The organism is Citricoccus muralis, assembly GCF_029637705.1.
GTDB lineage: Bacteria > Actinomycetota > Actinomycetes > Actinomycetales > Micrococcaceae > CmP2.
Genome location: NZ_CP121252.1, coordinates 1204850 through 1220538, shown reverse-complemented (window position 1 = coordinate 1220538; position 15689 = coordinate 1204850). Strand labels below are relative to the sequence as shown.

At 63.4% G+C, this 15689-nt stretch carries 19 protein-coding genes and 1 tRNA gene; 10 read left to right on the top strand and 10 right to left on the bottom strand.

The annotated features are described in order from the left end of the window. Window positions 1–126 precede the first annotated feature (126 nt). The 4 genes from P8192_RS05585 to P8192_RS05570 are packed head-to-tail and all read left to right on the top strand — an operon-like array spanning window position 127 to window position 4707. On the top strand, window positions 127–804 hold the full coding sequence (locus P8192_RS05585) for a hypothetical protein (RefSeq protein ID WP_278159192.1): 678 nt from the start codon (window positions 127–129) through the stop codon (window positions 802–804). Then, window positions 804–1712, top strand: a complete 909-nt coding sequence (locus P8192_RS05580; RefSeq protein ID WP_278159190.1) for a hypothetical protein — start codon at window positions 804–806, stop codon at window positions 1710–1712. Before P8192_RS05585 ends, P8192_RS05580 begins: the two co-directional genes overlap by 1 nt. A gap of 56 nt (window positions 1713–1768) precedes the next feature. Continuing rightward, window positions 1769–2950 (top strand): DUF1611 domain-containing protein, encoded by a 1182-nt coding sequence (locus tag P8192_RS05575; RefSeq protein ID WP_278159188.1) that lies wholly within the window; start codon window positions 1769–1771, stop codon window positions 2948–2950. After that, window positions 2950–4707, top strand: a complete 1758-nt coding sequence (locus P8192_RS05570; RefSeq protein ID WP_278159186.1) for an ABC transporter transmembrane domain-containing protein — start codon at window positions 2950–2952, stop codon at window positions 4705–4707. Before P8192_RS05575 ends, P8192_RS05570 begins: the two co-directional genes overlap by 1 nt. Here the strand turns inward: P8192_RS05570 and P8192_RS05565 are convergent. From P8192_RS05565 to P8192_RS05540, 6 genes are read right to left on the bottom strand one after another with little or no spacing between them, the layout of a single operon-like run. Further along, window positions 4692–5468, bottom strand: a complete 777-nt coding sequence (locus tag P8192_RS05565) for a response regulator transcription factor (protein ID WP_278159184.1) — start codon at window positions 5466–5468, stop codon at window positions 4692–4694. The two genes, P8192_RS05570 and P8192_RS05565, sit on opposite strands and share 16 nt — an antisense overlap. Beyond that, the gene (locus tag P8192_RS05560; protein ID WP_278159182.1) at window positions 5465–7057 is read right to left on the bottom strand and encodes a sensor histidine kinase; all 1593 of its coding nucleotides are present in this window, start codon (window positions 7055–7057) and stop codon (window positions 5465–5467) included. The genes P8192_RS05565 and P8192_RS05560 overlap by 4 nt, the downstream gene beginning before the upstream one ends. Before the next feature lie 21 nt (window positions 7058–7078). Then, window positions 7079–7573: a hypothetical protein gene (locus P8192_RS05555; protein WP_278159180.1), complete on the bottom strand. Its 495-nt coding sequence runs from the start codon at window positions 7571–7573 to the stop codon at window positions 7079–7081. A gap of 49 nt (window positions 7574–7622) precedes the next feature. Then, window positions 7623–8693, bottom strand: coding sequence for a YdcF family protein (locus tag P8192_RS05550; RefSeq protein WP_278159178.1), 1071 nt, complete (start codon window positions 8691–8693; stop codon window positions 7623–7625). A gap of 44 nt (window positions 8694–8737) precedes the next feature. Next, entirely contained in the window at window positions 8738–9334 is a 597-nt protein-coding gene (locus P8192_RS05545; RefSeq protein WP_278159176.1) for a thiamine pyrophosphate-dependent enzyme, read from the bottom strand. A 2-nt stretch (window positions 9335–9336) separates the two neighbouring features. After that, window positions 9337–9879: a thiamine pyrophosphate-binding protein gene (locus P8192_RS05540; RefSeq protein ID WP_278159174.1), complete on the bottom strand. Its 543-nt coding sequence runs from the start codon at window positions 9877–9879 to the stop codon at window positions 9337–9339. 106 nt (window positions 9880–9985) lie between these two features. Between P8192_RS05540 and P8192_RS05535 the strand changes: the two genes are divergently transcribed. Continuing rightward, window positions 9986–10648 (top strand): TetR/AcrR family transcriptional regulator, encoded by a 663-nt coding sequence (locus P8192_RS05535; RefSeq protein ID WP_278159171.1) that lies wholly within the window; start codon window positions 9986–9988, stop codon window positions 10646–10648. Here P8192_RS05535 and P8192_RS05530 read toward each other — a convergent pair. From P8192_RS05530 to P8192_RS05520, 3 genes are read right to left on the bottom strand one after another with little or no spacing between them, the layout of a single operon-like run. Continuing rightward, on the bottom strand, window positions 10629–11267 hold the full coding sequence (locus tag P8192_RS05530; RefSeq protein WP_278159169.1) for an RraA family protein: 639 nt from the start codon (window positions 11265–11267) through the stop codon (window positions 10629–10631). The two genes, P8192_RS05535 and P8192_RS05530, sit on opposite strands and share 20 nt — an antisense overlap. A gap of 44 nt (window positions 11268–11311) precedes the next feature. Continuing rightward, entirely contained in the window at window positions 11312–11629 is a 318-nt protein-coding gene (locus tag P8192_RS05525) for a hypothetical protein (protein ID WP_278159167.1), read from the bottom strand. Beyond that, window positions 11622–11948: a hypothetical protein gene (locus tag P8192_RS05520; protein WP_278159165.1), complete on the bottom strand. Its 327-nt coding sequence runs from the start codon at window positions 11946–11948 to the stop codon at window positions 11622–11624. Before P8192_RS05520 ends, P8192_RS05525 begins: the two co-directional genes overlap by 8 nt. A 276-nt stretch (window positions 11949–12224) precedes the next feature. Between P8192_RS05520 and P8192_RS05515 the strand changes: the two genes are divergently transcribed. Further along, on the top strand, window positions 12225–12743 hold the full coding sequence (locus P8192_RS05515; RefSeq protein WP_278159163.1) for an IclR family transcriptional regulator: 519 nt from the start codon (window positions 12225–12227) through the stop codon (window positions 12741–12743). Window positions 12744–12813: 70 nt separating this feature from the next. After that, window positions 12814–12886, top strand: a tRNA-Asn gene (locus tag P8192_RS05510). Here P8192_RS05510 and P8192_RS14505 read toward each other — a convergent pair. Beyond that, entirely contained in the window at window positions 12848–13105 is a 258-nt protein-coding gene (locus P8192_RS14505) for a helix-turn-helix domain-containing protein (protein ID WP_431521162.1), read from the bottom strand. The genes P8192_RS05510 and P8192_RS14505 overlap by 39 nt on opposite strands. 214 nt (window positions 13106–13319) lie before the next feature. Here P8192_RS14505 and P8192_RS05505 point away from each other — a divergent pair, with 214 nt between their 5' ends. From P8192_RS05505 to P8192_RS05495, 3 genes are read left to right on the top strand one after another with little or no spacing between them, the layout of a single operon-like run. Then, window positions 13320–13541, top strand: coding sequence for a helix-turn-helix domain-containing protein (locus P8192_RS05505; RefSeq protein ID WP_278159161.1), 222 nt, complete (start codon window positions 13320–13322; stop codon window positions 13539–13541). 2 nt (window positions 13542–13543) lie between these two features. Then, a complete protein-coding gene (locus P8192_RS05500; RefSeq protein ID WP_278159159.1) occupies window positions 13544–14455 on the top strand; it encodes a helix-turn-helix domain-containing protein in 912 nt (303 codons plus the stop codon). After that, window positions 14455–15615 carry a DUF2637 domain-containing protein gene (locus P8192_RS05495; RefSeq protein WP_278159157.1) on the top strand — a complete coding sequence of 387 codons (1161 nt, stop codon included), beginning with the start codon at window positions 14455–14457 and terminating at the stop codon, window positions 15613–15615. Before P8192_RS05500 ends, P8192_RS05495 begins: the two co-directional genes overlap by 1 nt. The last annotated feature ends 74 nt before the right edge of the window (window positions 15616–15689 follow it).

The following is a 15689-nucleotide window of genomic DNA, read 5'->3' as shown; positions in this document are numbered from 1 at the left end:
ACCTCTTTAACATCTCGGACGGTGGTCTTGTCGCCTACAAAAGTATCACCGGCCCCAGCGCCCCGCGTAGTTCACATCAACGCCACTCCCCCGGTTCTTCTCACCACCATCTCATCTGATGTTCACATGTTTCTCATCCGTCAGGGTCAGGATGTGCACATTAGCCTGACGGCGCTGGGACGCCGTCGGTCCACTCACCACCGGAAGCCGAGCCTCATGACACCGTTCCTCACGCCTCCACCGGGCCCCGCTGCATCCACCGCTCCACAGCGTTCGGATGTGGCGGGACTATTGGCCACCGCCGCGTTCGCCGCCGCACTGCTATCGCCGCTGCGCCACTACGTGGGTCCGCAGAAGAAGGTCCAGCGCGACAAAATCAAGCACGATTCATTTCCGATCTCCACCTATCCGATGTTCTCGGCCGATCGAGCCGGGCGCATCGTCGTCCCCCATGTGGTGGGTGAGACGGCCGACGGCGAGCGCATTAACCTCTCCTACCGGCTCTACGGCACCGGTGGCCTGAACCAGGTACGCAAGCAGGTGGCTCGCGCGGTACGTCAAGGCCATGCCGACACGGTCGCCCAGAACTACGCGGATGCGCTGCACCGCTACTGCAACCCGGAGGAGATTTCCGAGGTTCTGGTGGTGCGCAGCCGCTTCATCTTCTCCGATTATTTCGCCGGTGACCGCCGTCCCTTCGCCGAGAACGTCCACGCACGCTGTGCCCCCGGAGGCACGGCCACGCTGTGCTCCCCCGGCATACTCGCTCGCCCCGATTCCGATACCTCGATGAAGGACCGCTGATGCTGAACACCATGATTTCTCTGTTGCGACCCATCGCCGATGCCTCGCGTCCGGCGGTGCTGCGTGTGGGCGTGGGCGCCTACTCGGTGGCCCAGCAGGTGCGCCGTCGGAAAATGTTCCGAAGCCTGCACCGCCAGGACCCGAAGCGTTTCAAACCGGTCGGCGTCGTCTCCGTGTTGAAACGCCCGTTGCCTCCGCGCGTTGCCGATGCCGTGTTGGATCTGTCGCTGGTCACTAATGTGCTTGCGACGGCCGGGGTGGCCCACCGCATCACCGGCCCCGCCAACGCCGCCCTGCAGTGGTGGACCCTGACCTACCGCAACTCCTGGGGCATGATCTTCCATCACGACAACATGATGCTGCTGCATCAGAGCGTGCTAGGCGTGACCCGTTCGGCGGATTCGCTCTCGGTGGATTCCCTGCTGCGCGACGGCGAACTACTGCCCGAACGCAGCGGACGCTCCTACGGTGCGGTGGCGCCAGCCATGAATGTGGCAACCTGTGCGATCTACCTCATTTCGGGCGTGGCCAAGGTCCGCTCCCCCCGCGGTTGGAAGTGGGCGTCCGGAGATACGCTGCGGGATCAGATTGCCGCCGATGCGCTCCGCAAAGAAGTCTTCGGTTCCACTCCCCCGGAAACCGCACGGCATTTGGAGTCCTCGGGTACCCCGTTTGGAGTGCTTGCGGCGGTATCCCTGGCCGTGGAACTCGGGGCCCCCGCGGCGCTGGCGCACCCTCGCCTGGGGCAACTTTTTGCCGTCGGCGCCTGGGGAATGCACTGGGGCATTCGCCGGATGATGGGCATCAAATTTTCCTACAACACCTCAGGGGTGGCGTACCTGTCGTTCTTCCCGTGGGACCTGCCCTCATCGGATTCTCATGCACATCTCACGGGCTCGTCATCTTGACGTGGTCTTCTACTTCTTGACACCGCACCCCTCGGTCTGACCCGAAAGGACCCGCCATGACTGCTTCTCTGACTTCCTCCATCGCTTCCCTCCCCGCCCCGCTGAGCGCCGAGGAATTGCTCCGCTCGGCTTCCCCGCTGAACCAGCTGTCGATCGTCCGCCATCCCGTGCCGGCCCGGGTCCAGGGTTCCTACACCACCCGCTTCGCCGCGGCTGATCTGGCAGCCCGCCCCGATGCCTTCCATCTGCTCTCCGGCAATGGGATGCGGCCGATGACCGGCGACGTCGTGGTGGCCCGCGTGGTCGAGATCGGTAACCACAAGCGCGTGGAAACCATGGAGTCGCGTAAAGCCATCCTATTCGAGAACTCGATCATCATGCTGGCCTACGGTCACCGCTACGCCGCCGACCAGTTCCTGGCACACGTGCCGGACTCGCTGCAGCCCTGCCACCTGGTCGCCGCCGGTGGAATTGCCGGACTGGTCACCGAATCCCACGCCGATATGGAAGAGCCCACGCTGATCGAGCCGCTGGGTCTGCTGGCCGATGAGCACGGTGTGGTCAACGTGGCGCGTTCAGCCCCATTGCACTTCGACGACGCCGCCGCACTGGAGCGCCTGCGCGTCTCGCGGCCCAAGGTGATCGCGGTGCTGGGTACCTCGATGAACTCCGGGAAGTCCACGGCGGCCGCCTGCCTGGTGAACGGTCTTACCGCCTCGGACCGTCGGGTCGCCGCGGGCAAGATCACCGGGACCGGGGCCGGTAATGATCCCATGCACTACCACGACGCCGGGGCGCAGAAGGTGCTGGACTTCACCGATTTCGGCTACCCCACCACCTTCAAGACCTCGATGCCCGAGGTTCGCAGCCTCACCGTGAACCTGATCGACCGCCTGGCCGACAGCGCTTCCGGGTCCGTGGACGTGGTGATCGTGGAGATCGCCGATGGTGTCTACCAGGAGGAAACCGCTGCCCTGCTGCGTGACCCCCTGTTCCACGAGGTCGTCGACCAGGTGGTCTTCACCGCTTCGGACGCACTGGGCGCCCAGGCGGGTGTGCAGGCACTGCAGAACGTCGGGCTCTCCGTGGCTGCTGCTTCCGGTGTGATGACGTCGTCGCCGCTGGCCACCCGCGAGGCCGGCCAGGTGCTCTCCGGTGCCGGTGTGCCGGTCATCAACACCTTGGAACTGACTGACCCCGAGGTGGCCACCCGGCTGCTGCTGAACGAACAGGCCTGATGATGGCTGTCACCACGCACCCTTCCACCCGCTCGAATGACTCCCGTGACCCCGCCATGCCGCGGGTCTGGAAGGGGCGTCGTCGCCTGCTGCTGTTGCAGTTGGTCGGCTGCGGTGTGGCACAGGCGGTGGCAGGACTGGCGATGGCACTGCTCGTAGAGACGCTGCTCTCGGCGGCCTCCGCGGAGCCTGGCACCGATCCCGCTCACGCCCTGCCGACCTGGATGCTGGTGGCGGGTCTCGTCGGTTCGGTGCTCGGTATCGGCATCATCCGCTGGATCGAGCGCATCGTGGCCGAGGACCTGGGGCAGGACTACGTGTTCGAGCAGCGACGTCGTCTGGTGACCGCGGCTTTCGGGGGTGCCGGGAACCGCTCGCTAGGCGTGATCGTCACCCGGGCCTCCAACGACCTCACAGCGGTGCGCACCTGGATCTCTCGCGGGCTGGTCCCGCTGCTCACCGGGCTGCCGCTGATCCTGGTGGTGCTGGGGGCGCTGACTTTCTCTCATCTGGTGATCGCCGCCGCGGTGGCCCTGCCACTGCTGTTGATGGCCGCCCTGCTGCCCTGGCTGGCACGGATGGCTCGCGAGCGGGCCCGCACCGTGCGCCGGATGCGCGGGCGGATGTCCGCGCGCATCGCCGACGCGGTGAAAGCCGGCGACTCGGTGATCCTGGCCGGCGCGGTGCGTCGCGAGCTCAACGCCGTGGACCGCGACTCCCGCAAGGTGGTGGATGCTGCCGTGCAGCGCTCCTATGTAACCGGTCTGATCCGGGCGCTGACGGTGACGGCAGCCTCACTGAGCACCGTGGCCGTGGTGTTGCTGTCCACCTTCGGTTGGATCGATACCGCCTCGGTGGCTTCCGTGATGACCCTGCTGGGTGTCATGTCCACCCCGCTGACTGATCTGGGTCAGGTGGTTGAGTACCGGCAGAACTTCCGGGCCGCGCGTCGGGTGATCGCCCCGGTGTTGCATCAAGCGCAGGAGCTGACAGCAGCCGAAGCCGAGCGCGAGCGCCGATGGGAAGAGGTCGAGGCAGAAGCCGAGGCACAGCCCGGCAACACTCCCGCCGGCGTCGACGTCGTGGGGGCCACCATTGCGCACCGGGACACTCACGTTCGGCTGTCTGCCTTGCATGCGGCCCCCGGCTCGGTGGTGCAGCTGCAGGCCACGGACCCGCTGCGTCGTCGTCAGGCCCTGGATGCGATGTTGATGGCCGCGGAGGACTCTCCGGCCAAAGTGCGCATTGCCGGGGCGGAGTACCCGTTGGCTCCGCTGCGTGAGCGCCGCCATCTGGTGGGCGTGGCCGCCCGCCACCTGCCGCTGGAGCGGGGTTCGGTGCGCCGACTGGTCGCCTATCGCACCCCGGAGGCCAGTGATGGCGAGATCCGGTGGATGCTGGATCGGGTGGGTCTGCTCGAAACCGTGGAGGATCATCCGCGGGATCTGGGGCGCCGGTTGAAGAACGACGGTGCCCCCTGGACGGCGCAGCAGGTAGCACGATTGAAAGTGGCTCGGGCATTTTTGGGCCAGCCTCCGCTGGTGGTGCTGGACGAGGTGGACCAGGATCTGAACACCGATGGGCTGCGCCGGCTGGCCGGTCTCATCGACCGCCACCCCGGGGTGGTGCTGGTGTCGTCGTCGAACCCGCAGGCCCTGTTGCGGTACAGCCGCCGTGCCGAGGCTGGTGCAGTGCTCTGGAACGTTGACGCCGAACCGGTCACCGCAGAACTGCCGGTGCTTCACGCCTCGGGTTGATAGTTCCGTTCCTCCACCAGCCGGTAGCCAATACCACGCACGGTGGAGAAGCGTGAGGCACCGAGTTTGGTGCGCAGGTACCGCACATACACGTCGACGACATTGGAGCTGCCCTCGAAGTCGTCTCCCCACACACGCGACAGCAGCTGGTCGCGGGTGAGTGCTTGTCCGGGGTGGCGCAAGAACGTCTCGGCCAGGGTGAACTCGCGCGGGGAGAGCTCCACGACCGTCTCGTCCAGGGTCACGAGATGGCGCACCGGATCAATCACCAGATCCGCGTGGCGCAAGGTCTCCGCGTCCTGAGCGGTACCGCCATTGCTGTTGTTCCCGTGAGACCAGGAACCACCAGCACCCGAGGCCGAGTCGTCGTCACCCATGCCCTCGTGCGCCTTGAGCCGCAGCCGGATCCGGGCCACCAGCTCGGGGAAGCGGAACGGCTTGGGCACATAATCGTCGGCACCGGAGGTGAGCCCGGTGACCGTATCGGCGCCCGAGGTCCGGGCGGTGAGGATAATCACCGGCAGCTGCGGGTAACCGGACCGGATCTTCTTGAGCACCTCGAACCCGTCCATATCGGGCAGACCCAGATCCAGGATCACCAGCTGGTAGCCTTCACCGGAGCAAGCATCAAACACCTCGCGGATGCCATCAGCACCGGTCGACACCGCGGTGGGTTCGAACCCCTCCGACATCAACCCTTTCGATACGAAGTCGCTGATGCGCTGCTCGTCTTCGATGATCAGAATGCGCTGGGCGGTCACGAATGTCCTCCTGAAATGGCGGTCGGGCCAGGGGCCGAGTCGAGGGGGGAATGCTGGTCGGTCAGTGGCAAATGCATCATGAACGTGGAGCCGACACCGGGCGTGGAACGCACCGACACGGTACCGCTGTGGGCGCGGGCGATCTCCACCACAATGTTCAGCCCCAGCCCGGAACCTTCGGCCCGAGACGAGTTTCCGCCGCGACCGAAACGTTCAAAAATGCGCTGGGCGTCTTCGGCGGTCACCCCAATGCCGCGGTCGGTCACCCACAGACTCAGCCATCGCCCGTTGGCCGGGGTGGGTGCAGGCGTCTGGCCGGGCAGGGTGACCTCCGGGGAGTCGGCGACGACGTGCACCGGGCCGCCAATGTTTTCCACCCGCGAGCCAATCCACACCTCGGTATCCGGCTCAGAATACTTGACGGCGTTATTGGCCAGCTGAAGCCACGCCTGAGTGATGCGCTGTTCGTCCAATTCGTGCACTACTTCGGCCACGGATTCCACCATCCAGGCGCGCGGGCCCAGTCGTGCGGCCTTTTCAGCGACGGCGTGGGTGAGGGTCGCGACGTCCATCGGGCGCGGGGTGACGAAGTCGGGCCGGTTCGATTTGGCCAGCGTCACCAGATCCTCGGTGAGGCGGGTGACCCGGTCGAGCTCGTCGAGGGAGATATCGCGGACCTGCGCCACATCGGCCGGATCGTTGGGATCCATCAGCTCCAGATTACCCTGCACGATGGTGATAGGAGTGCGCAGCTCATGCCCGACGTCGTCGAGCAACTGCCGCTGCGAGGCGAAGCTGCTGGAGAGCCGGTCCAGCATGGCGTTGAAGTCTTCGGCCAGCCGGGCAACATCATCACCACCACCGATCGGCACCCGGCGGTCGAGATCCTCATCTCCAGAGATTTCGGCCGCCGTCGACTGCAGCACCCGCAGCGGAGCCAGCAGCCGCCCCACCACCAGAGATCCGATGAGTCCGGCGACGATCATCACCCCGAGTCCGGTGGCAGCGTAGGTGAGGAACGTGTTGTCCAGTGCGCGCAATGCAGCGCGTTGGTCCTCCGCCACCACCATTACGGAGGGCTCTGCGTCGTCGGGGAAGGAGATGGGAATGATCGCCACACGATAGTCCGTGGTGGAGGTGGTGATCGTTTCGAGCACCACTTCGGCGCGGGAGTCCGGGCCCACGCGGTTCATCAGCTGGGCTACCAGTTCGCGGTCGTCCTCGAGGCGCAACGGCACCGAGGAGTTAGCTGTCCACACGACGCCCGAGGAGTTCATGCCGAGCATGCCTTCCGTGGCGCGGGGGAGGTGCCGCAGCATGGCCACGTACACCATCTGGTCCGACTCCACGAACGGCTCCCCGGTGCCCGGGTCCACCCCCTCTTGGGCGAGGATGCGCACCTCGTCGACCGTACGCGTGAGCGAGTCATCAATGCGCTGCTGATAGTCGGTGCGTTGCAGACCGTAGGAGATGAGGCCGGTCACGGTCAATGCGGCCACGGTGAGTACCACGAGGGTAATCACCACGCGGGTGCGCACGGTGAACCGACCCCAGGCGCTGGTCGATCGTCGAGTGGAAGTTGCGCTCACACCCCCACCTTAGCGAGCGCGTCAGTCGTCATCGTCCCAGTCGTCGTCCCAGTCATCATCGTCATCGTCATCGTCATCATCCCAGTCGTCATCATCCCAGTCGTCATCATCATCATCGTCATCCCAGGTTTGCGTCTGGGCACGAGACGGTGCCGGTTCGGGCACGGCGCGCGGCGTGGACGGCGCCTTGGTGGCCGGAGGTGGGGCGGAACTGGTGGTGGCGGCAGGAGTCGTGGCCGTCTTCGAGGCGGTGGCGCTGGCCGAGGATGACGCGGTCTCGGATGCTGATTCCGTGGCGGAGGCGGATGCGGATTCCGACTCACTGGCCATCGACGACGGCTGGTTTCCCGTGTCCGTGGGCTCGTCACTCACCGAGACCGAGGGGCCCAGGTCCACGGTGCCCGGGCTGGCGGTCGACAGCGTCACGATGATCGCCGCGGCGGCGACGATCACCGCTACCACGCTGGCAATGCTCACCCACGGATAGGCCCGAGAAACGGCAGAATTTCGACTCATGGTCTCAGTGTGCCGCACCTCGATGAGACCTGGATGAGAGCGGGGCGGATCATGGTGACCACGCCATCGCCGGAACGAGCACCACCGCCAGCGTGACGGCCACGATCAGCACAGCCAGCACCGCCAAGGCATGCACTTTCCAGTGGTCGCGCAGGACCGCCGCGAATTCGCGCAGGATCGCGCTCGGCAGGTAATACCAGGCCGTGCGTGCGCCGACCACGTGCGCGGTGAGTCCCAGCCTGCGGGTCAGCAAGGCCGCCCGGAACACGTGGTAGCTGCTGGTCACCACGGTGATCGGATCGTGTTTCGAACCCAACAGCGCACGGGAATTGATGAGGTTTTCTCGGGTGGTGCGTGACTCCGTTTCGGGCTGTATCTGCGTCGCGGGCACACCGAGTTCGTCTCGCAGGTACTCAGCCATCGCTTCGCCCTCACTGCGTGGTTCATCCGCACCCTGCCCGCCGCTCGGAATGAGCACGGGTGCCGGGGTGAATATCCGCTGAACCTCGACGCCGCGGCGCAGCCGGGCACCCAGCAAGGGCGGAACCTCGCCCTGGATCAGACCAGAGCCCAGCACCACCACCGCTGAGGGGCGGGTGGATGACCGGCGCCATCGGTAGAGCAGCGAGCCGATCAAGAACAGTGCGAACACCGCCGAAAAGTACGCCACCACCAGGATCGCGAAAGTATGCACGCCATAGCCGATCATGTACCAGGGGTCGTCGCGGATCTCCCCCTGGGGGGCGAGCCGTTCCAGCGTGCCCGGAAGGAAAAGGAGGCCGATGCCGGCGAGCAGGGCCAGCCCATTGCCGAGAGTGCGGCTTTCGCGCCGCAGAATCGTCACGCCACTCCAGATCAGAAAAACGACGAGACCGGGATACCCCAGCAGATTGAACAGCAGCAGTACTCCGAGGGAGATACCGATCAGCAGGAGTAACGGCAGATGATCACCTGCCTCATACCGCCACCCACTGAATCCGACTCCCGCCAGCACCAGCCCGAGTGCCACCACGCCATAGGCGAGGAATCCCCGAGGATCCCGCACGGTCCGCCAGAGTCCGACCCCGGCGATCAGCAGCCCGGCGATCGTGCCCACGACGCTCACGACGATGACTGGCATCTTGTCTCCTTCATCGACGTCATCGGTCGGATGTGCTGTGCAGTCTACGCGATGGGGGTGCGGGCACCCTCGATACGGGTGGTCAGCCACCGGGTGAACCGGGCCGTGATGGTCACCGGATCCACCAGCAGTTTGGGAATGTTTGCTGCGTTGCCCGGCTCGATCCGCACGTGCAGCACCGCCGGGCCCTGCTCGGTCAGAAGTTGGGTGAACTCGGTCTTCAGTCCTTCGCCATCCATGGCGCGCCCGACTCTCCAACCGGCAGCCTCGGCCAGGGCGCCCAGGTCCAGTCGGGAGGCATACGTGGGCAGACCGGCTGTCGACCCGTACACCTGGTTGTCCAACACGATCAGCATCAGCTTCTCCGGAGCCAAGAACCCGCCGGTGGGCAGAACGTTGGGGTTCATCAGCAAGGAGCCGTCCCCTTCGACCGCCACTACCTTGGCCATGTCCGTATCGCGCACTGCCCAGGACAGGCCGGTGGCGATGGAGCCCACCAGACCCATCGAGTCCAACACCGGGAAATGGTTGTCTCGGTCCTCTACCGATGCCATCTCGCGGCTGGTGGCCGCACAGGTCAGCACCACCGGCAGGTCCGGGGTGAGGTCGTTGATGATGCGCAGCGCTTCGATCCGCTTCATGATCAAGCCACCTTCCCATCGGTATTCCAGAACGATGCCAAGACGACCACGGGCCGGAACGTCATGCGCGCGTGCACACCCGCCTCGGCAATCACGTCTTCCCAGTCGTCGACGCCGGACCGACGGTCCAAGTGCAGGGTATGAATGCCGGCCGCTTCCAACCAGGCAGGCACGGGCTGGCTGACGGAGTGGATCATCGAGTTGTACTCTCCCAAGCTGCCGCGGGTGTTCGCCACGATCAGCAGTGGCAGATGGTAGGAGACGCTGAAGGTTGTCAGCGCGGTGAGTGCGTTGCCGAATCCGTTGTCCTGCATCACGACCGCACCGAACTGACCGGCCAGAGGCAAAGCACCGACCAGACCGACCGCTTCTTCTTCCCGCGAGAGCGGAGTAACTCGCGGCGACGAACCAGCGGCGCCGCCGTCGGCTTCCACCAGTGAATCGATCACCGGAGCCACCGTCACCGAAGGCACATAGCCCACCAGGTCAGCTCCGGACCTCCACACACCTCTCGCGACCGCTTCGGCGTAGCTCGTCTCAGCCATCCGCATTCTCCTCTATCTGGAAGTTAACAACCACATCATAAACATCAGTACACTCGAAGCGGAAGACTTCTCTCCCCCACCGCACCGATCTCCTCTGGACGTGACCATGACCGCAGAGCACCCGCGCACCACCGGCACCCCATCCCAGCAGCCCAGAGCCTCCGTGACACCCCGACGGCAGCGAGCGGTGAGGCAGGACGCATTACGCAACAAGGCGGAGCTGGTACGCGCCGTCGGTGAGCTACTCATCTCTGATCCAGAAGGGGCCCTCATGCCCGCCGTGGCCGAGCGCGCCAGCCTGTCCTTGACCACCGCGTACCGGTATTTCCCGACGATGGATCATCTCCACCGCGAATTTATGCTCTCGGTCATCCGTGGCTTGCAGGAGGAAACGTCCCTGCTCACCAGCACAGGCACCGCCAGGTTTGAAGAGATCCTGCAGCACTGGGTGCGTATTGTGTCGCACTATGGACGGGCCATGGTCATCGTGCGCTCCCGGGAAGGCTTTTTGACACGGTATCTCCAGGGTGAGGCGCACACCTTAGCCATCGCTCAAGTGTGGGGCGAGGCCCTTCGCGGCATGCTCGCGGAACGGGAGATTTCACCGTCCCAATTTCCCAGCGCGCTCACCCTATTCAATACCCTGGTGAACTCGCGGGAGATTCTCGATTTGCGCACCGCCACTGGGCTGAGCGACCGCCAGCTAGTCCAGCACTTCAGTGCGCTCTACCAGGCCGCTCTCGAAGGCATCAGGAACCCTGTGACCTGAATCGAGTCTTCATCGTCTCCTCGTAGTCTTGCTGTGCCGACGCCGCGGTCAGGGCACCAGCGACCTCACTGGGCGGGAGCACGATCAGACCGTCAGCGTCACCGATAATCACGTCCCCACCGCGACATACCAACGAACCGCAGGCCACCGATTCCCCCACGGTTCCGGGCCCGCTCTTGTACGGCCCGGCGGGACTGACGCCTCGCGCATACACGGGCAGCCCGAGCTCCGCCAGCTCCTCGGCGTCTCGAATGGAGCCGTCCACCACCAATCCCGCCATTCCATGGATCACCGCAGCTTCGGCGATCAAGGCGCCGATAATGGCTCGGGTCACCTCCCCCATGGCGTTGATGACCATGACGTCTCCGGGTCGGATCTCTTCAAGAGCTCGATGCACAGCCAAGTTATCCCCCTCGCGACACCACACTGGAAGAATCGAACCGAACATGAGCGGCTTCGGAGTGATCGGACGGATCCGCGGATCCATCATCCCCATGCGCCCACGCGTATCGCCGATGAGAGCAACGGGAAATTTCGCCAGCTGCTCCACCTGCCCCAAGTCGGCGGTCCGATCAAATGCTGCAACCCGAATCGAGGAAGCATCAAGATCCATGAACATGGCAATTCCTTAAGTGGTAGTTGAGTGTCAGAATGTCACTCCGATTAGACTACCCGCCCCGCTCGGTCCGGGATACAGCTGAGGCTCCGCAAGGTGGTCAGTGATTCAGTCTTGCCCTCCACGGTCGACTCCCTCTCCATCGTGTAGTAGTAGGCATACCCCAGTAGCCCGACCGAAATGGCCGAGATAATGCTCGGTTGCGCGAGCACCTCATAAGCGCGGTCGATCCAGACACCCTGTCCCAGCAATAGTCCGGCGAGCTGCGTCAGCACGATGGCAAAAGCCATGAGTAGGAACGCCACGATAGCGACAGTGCACAGGGGCAGAAGTACTTTTTTCAAGGCGGTTTTCATCTCAGTCATCCCATCGGTACGGTGCGATTCCCAGCGCAATGAGCACGCCGAGCACAAAGAACGGAAGCACGTAGTAGACCACGAGTGGTATGAATGTATTTTCAGGTCGCGCCTCGGTAATACCGCAGGCAACTAAGATCGACCCCGAGGCCGGAGGAGAGGCACCTTCGGCCGAGGCGAAGACCAGAATTGCGATCACGGCGAGCAGTGGATCAACTCCGGCGCCGACGAGGGTGAAGAGAGACACTTGCCCCACAGCGCTGAGCGTGGCGGTATGAAGTTTTCTATCACTCAATAGAGTGACTCGGATCATTGCGTGGATGCTCACACCAGCTGTCAAGCACGATTCAGCAGTTCTTGGGCGCGTCCTTGCCTCGTCGAGGACTCTGAGAAAACGAACGGGAACACACTCAAACGCCCAGTGATTTCACGCGTCCACACACCGAAAGGCACCCATGGCCGAAGCCGCTGGCAATCAAGGTCGCACGCTTGATCGAGCACTAGACCTGCTCGAGTGCGTGGCTTCGTCGCGAGAGACTACCTAGCGTCCATTCCACGGGGATACACGCTAGGCCCACGAGTACTTCCCCTGTCACACACCTTCGTGGTTCAGGATCGGCTCGCCCTGATTGCACCCAGCATTTTGAGCGACATCACCCACCACACCGGACTGACGTCGTCGGTGTTTGTCCGCACCGGCGATGAACGCGTTTTGATCGCCCGTTGCGAGTCACCCAGCCCCCTGAGCTACCAGTTCCCCGTAGGTCAATTGCTGAGCCTGTTCCTCGGCGGCGGAAAAGTGCTCCTTGCGCATGCTCCCGAAGAGGACCAGGAGTGTCTCCTGGGCTCATACGAACCCTTCGGTCTTGCGGACGGACGCGTCCAGACGGCCGACACACTGCGCGCGGATCTACAGTCCGCGCGGGACACCGGATACTTCGTGAGCCAGTCAGAGCGCCACCGTGGCACCGTGAGGATTACCGCACCGGTCCGATCGGTGGAGGGAGACGTCATTGCCTCCATCAATCTCGTTGCCCATGATGGCACGATTGACGCCGCCGCCATCAGCAATCACCAGACGATTCTCATGCAGGCGAGTCGACGCTTCACGGACCAAATCTGACGCGTAGCGAAAGCAGTCACGCCGATTTCACATATCCGGAGAACCGGTGGTAGAGTCTTATCCGTTGCTTTCCCCCGTAGCTCAATTGGCAGAGCATTCGACTGTTAATCGAAGGGTTGCTGGTTCGAGTCCAGCCGGGGGAGCTCGTCAAAGCCCTCGTCCCGCATCGCGGGGCGGGGGCTTTTCTCGTTAACCAGGGAATTGCCCAGCAACTCACCTAGCGAAATATTAAACGCCTGCGCAATTAGCGCGAGCTCCTCCACATCAAAGGCAACTTGACCACGAAGTCGTGCAGAGACTCCCGGCTGAGCAATTTGGAGCAATTCGGCGACAGCCTTCTGCCGGACGCCTAAGCGAGCCATCCATGCTCGAACTTCGGCGCCTACCCGTTGCCCAGTGGTTAGAGTGCTGCGATCTCCATCTACGACTGTCATGCGACCACCATACCTCGTCTAGCCTCTGAAAGATACGGTGGGCGACACGAATCGAGGCTCAGCAGATAAATGCTCTTGCATTTATAGGCTGAGCGTTTACGCTAGACCTATGAGGTATCAACGACAGCTGAGAGCCAATCTCATGGCTGAGCTCAGCAGAAACGACGTCACACAAACGCAAGCAGCACGCGCAATCGGGTTACCGCAGAACGCACTTTCAGCAAGGCTTCACGGGCGTGTCGAGTTTCGCCTATCCGAACTTCTGACCATCTGCGAACTGCTTGGAATCGATCTCGGCACAATCCTCGCCAATGTCCAACAGGAGTTCTCCGCTGAGGCGGCAGGGAACTTGGTGGTGAGCTGATCATGGAAACTATCGTTCATTCGCCGCAGACATCAGTGTCCGTTGACCAACTTTCGTCGGAAGCCGCAAGGGAGCTTACGGATCAGATTCGCACTGGCCTTGAGGGAGTTTTCCACCTGATTAAGGCTGCCTACCGAGGTCGGGCGTGGTCGGTTCTCGGCTTCGCCTCGTGGGATGACTATGTGCTTCGCGAGTTCGGGAACCTCTACCTGCGTCCGCCGCTCGAGGAGAGATCTGCAGTCATCAAGTCAATGCGTGAGGCCGGGATGAGTGTCCGCGCAATCGCGACAGCCACGCAGCTGAGCAAGAACACCGTGCACCGCGAGATACAAAGTTCTACTGTCCCAAATGGGACAGTTGGCACCTCTGAAACGCCAGGTATGGAGACAGTGCTCGGGTTGGATGGCAAACACCGGCCAACTACGAAGCCCAAACCTGCGCAAACTGGCAAGCAGGATCGCGTTGTCCCGGGTGAGGGCGACCGGGTTGCGCCAGCGTCCGAGGAAGTATCCGTCGAGGATGTTTTGGACATGCCGGCCACAGATCTAGGCATTGAGCCCTTGGATGTCGACCAACTCGCTGATCAGGATCGGAAGCAGGTCGAGCGGGCAATCCGTGAGTTCCACGGCACGGGGTCGGCAGCACTTCCGATGACGATCAAACTTGCTTCGAAGATGTCCGGGCTGGTCTCCCCCGTTACTGGACAAGCTGTGGTCAGTGGCGAGCGGATCGAGGCGCTGGCATTCGATGTCTCCCGCGGGGTCCGCACCCTCTCCTACGTTGTTCGGTCCATGGAAACGCCCCTGACGGAGCAGAAGACCGCAGGGCATTCGATGACCGAGATGACCACGAACTTGCAGGACGCGATTGATGACCTCGAGCGGATTCTCAACGCTCTGGAAGGACTGAACTGATGACGCGCCACCACGACGCCCTGGCAGACGACGGCCTGATCGAAGAGGCAGAAGGCCTGGAACAAGACGGTGCCCCACGAAGCAGTGACGAATCGTGGGACACCAATGGAAAGACAGGAATCTTTGCGGGGATCTCTGTTTCCGGCTCAGACACTACCACGCACCCGCACCGGGCTGCACGCACTGCGAAGAGGATCAACCCTGATGATGGGCGCTTTATCCGCCTCGTCGTGGCCGGCGTCGTTATCGCTGGGGTGGTGGCATTCGCAATTAGTTTCGCCGCTCTCTACGAAGTTGCCGAATGGCTGGGACTGCCACAGTTTATGTGGTGGGCGGTGCCGGTGTTCATTGATCTGGCGATTCTGGTGTACGCGGCCTCCGTTCTCGTGCATAAAGCACGCGGTGAACGAACGTGGCCCTCCTGGGCCGCGTTGGGGATCTTCACCACACTCAGCGTGTTTGCGAACGCCGCGCACGCTTTGAGTCATACCCATGAACAGTCCTGGCAGGGCCTCGTCGGGGCGATCATCGCGGGCATGGTTCCGGTGGCGATCTTCGTGGCCACAGAACAACTCTCACGGGTCGCGGTAGAAGATCCGGCTTCGCGTCGGGCGGAGATGCATCAGCAATCGCTGATGGATCAGGCCCAGGTTGAACACGCTCAGATGCGGCAACGCCTGGAATTTGAACAGGCTCAACTGGCCCGCCGGATGCAGTGGGAGCGCGAGGAAGAAGACCGGGCGCGGGAACTTGAGCGGGAGCGTCACGCGACCGAGCTGGAGAAGGTCCGGGCACGACGAGCGTTGGAGGTGAAGGCCGCTACAGAACCGGATGAGAGTCCAGCCTCTAGACAGACCGGACAGGGGCTCCACTTGGTCGATGACCTCGATGATCGTCCCGATCGTAAACACAAGCCGGTCACTGGGCCCGGGCGGGCGACAGGACCGGATGCGGCCGCTGAGTTCATCCGTGAGCACACCGAGCACGGCGTGGAAGTCACTGCGGAGATGATCGCGGAACAGTTCGAGGTCTCCGACCGGACGGGGCGGCGTTGGTTGCAGAAGCTACGCACCGACCGGCCAGACGTGTTCGAAACACCAAGTGAAGACCATGACGACATCGACGGAGTGATCCAGGATGCGCAAGCCAGCAATCAATGATCCCGTAACCCGGGGACAGGTTCCGGATGGGATGGCTGCCCCGGTCCGAGAGGTTCCTCGTCCTGGGGTGGGAC

Excerpts from the sequence above, each read along its gene's own strand:
- P8192_RS05495 (WP_278159157.1), top strand. The coding sequence starts at position 14,455 with ATGACGCGCCACCACGACGCCCTGGCAGACGACGGCCTGATCGAAGAG.
- P8192_RS05505 (WP_278159161.1), top strand. The coding sequence starts at position 13,320 with ATGGCTGAGCTCAGCAGAAACGACGTCACACAAACGCAAGCAGCACGC.
- P8192_RS05540 (WP_278159174.1), bottom strand. The coding sequence starts at position 9,879 with ATGGCTGAGACGAGCTACGCCGAAGCGGTCGCGAGAGGTGTGTGGAGG.
- P8192_RS05525 (WP_278159167.1), bottom strand. The coding sequence starts at position 11,629 with ATGACTGAGATGAAAACCGCCTTGAAAAAAGTACTTCTGCCCCTGTGC.
- P8192_RS05545 (WP_278159176.1), bottom strand. The coding sequence starts at position 9,334 with ATGAAGCGGATCGAAGCGCTGCGCATCATCAACGACCTCACCCCGGAC.
- P8192_RS05580 (WP_278159190.1), top strand. The coding sequence starts at position 804 with ATGCTGAACACCATGATTTCTCTGTTGCGACCCATCGCCGATGCCTCG.
- P8192_RS05555 (WP_278159180.1), bottom strand. The coding sequence starts at position 7,573 with ATGAGTCGAAATTCTGCCGTTTCTCGGGCCTATCCGTGGGTGAGCATT.
- P8192_RS14505 (WP_431521162.1), bottom strand. The coding sequence starts at position 13,105 with ATGGCTCGCTTAGGCGTCCGGCAGAAGGCTGTCGCCGAATTGCTCCAA.
- P8192_RS05585 (WP_278159192.1), top strand. The coding sequence starts at position 127 with ATGTTTCTCATCCGTCAGGGTCAGGATGTGCACATTAGCCTGACGGCG.
- P8192_RS05575 (WP_278159188.1), top strand. The coding sequence starts at position 1,769 with ATGACTGCTTCTCTGACTTCCTCCATCGCTTCCCTCCCCGCCCCGCTG.
- P8192_RS05500 (WP_278159159.1), top strand. The coding sequence starts at position 13,544 with ATGGAAACTATCGTTCATTCGCCGCAGACATCAGTGTCCGTTGACCAA.
- P8192_RS05570 (WP_278159186.1), top strand. The coding sequence starts at position 2,950 with ATGATGGCTGTCACCACGCACCCTTCCACCCGCTCGAATGACTCCCGT.
- P8192_RS05530 (WP_278159169.1), bottom strand. The coding sequence starts at position 11,267 with ATGTTCATGGATCTTGATGCTTCCTCGATTCGGGTTGCAGCATTTGAT.
- P8192_RS05535 (WP_278159171.1), top strand. The coding sequence starts at position 9,986 with ATGACCGCAGAGCACCCGCGCACCACCGGCACCCCATCCCAGCAGCCC.
- P8192_RS05550 (WP_278159178.1), bottom strand. The coding sequence starts at position 8,693 with ATGCCAGTCATCGTCGTGAGCGTCGTGGGCACGATCGCCGGGCTGCTG.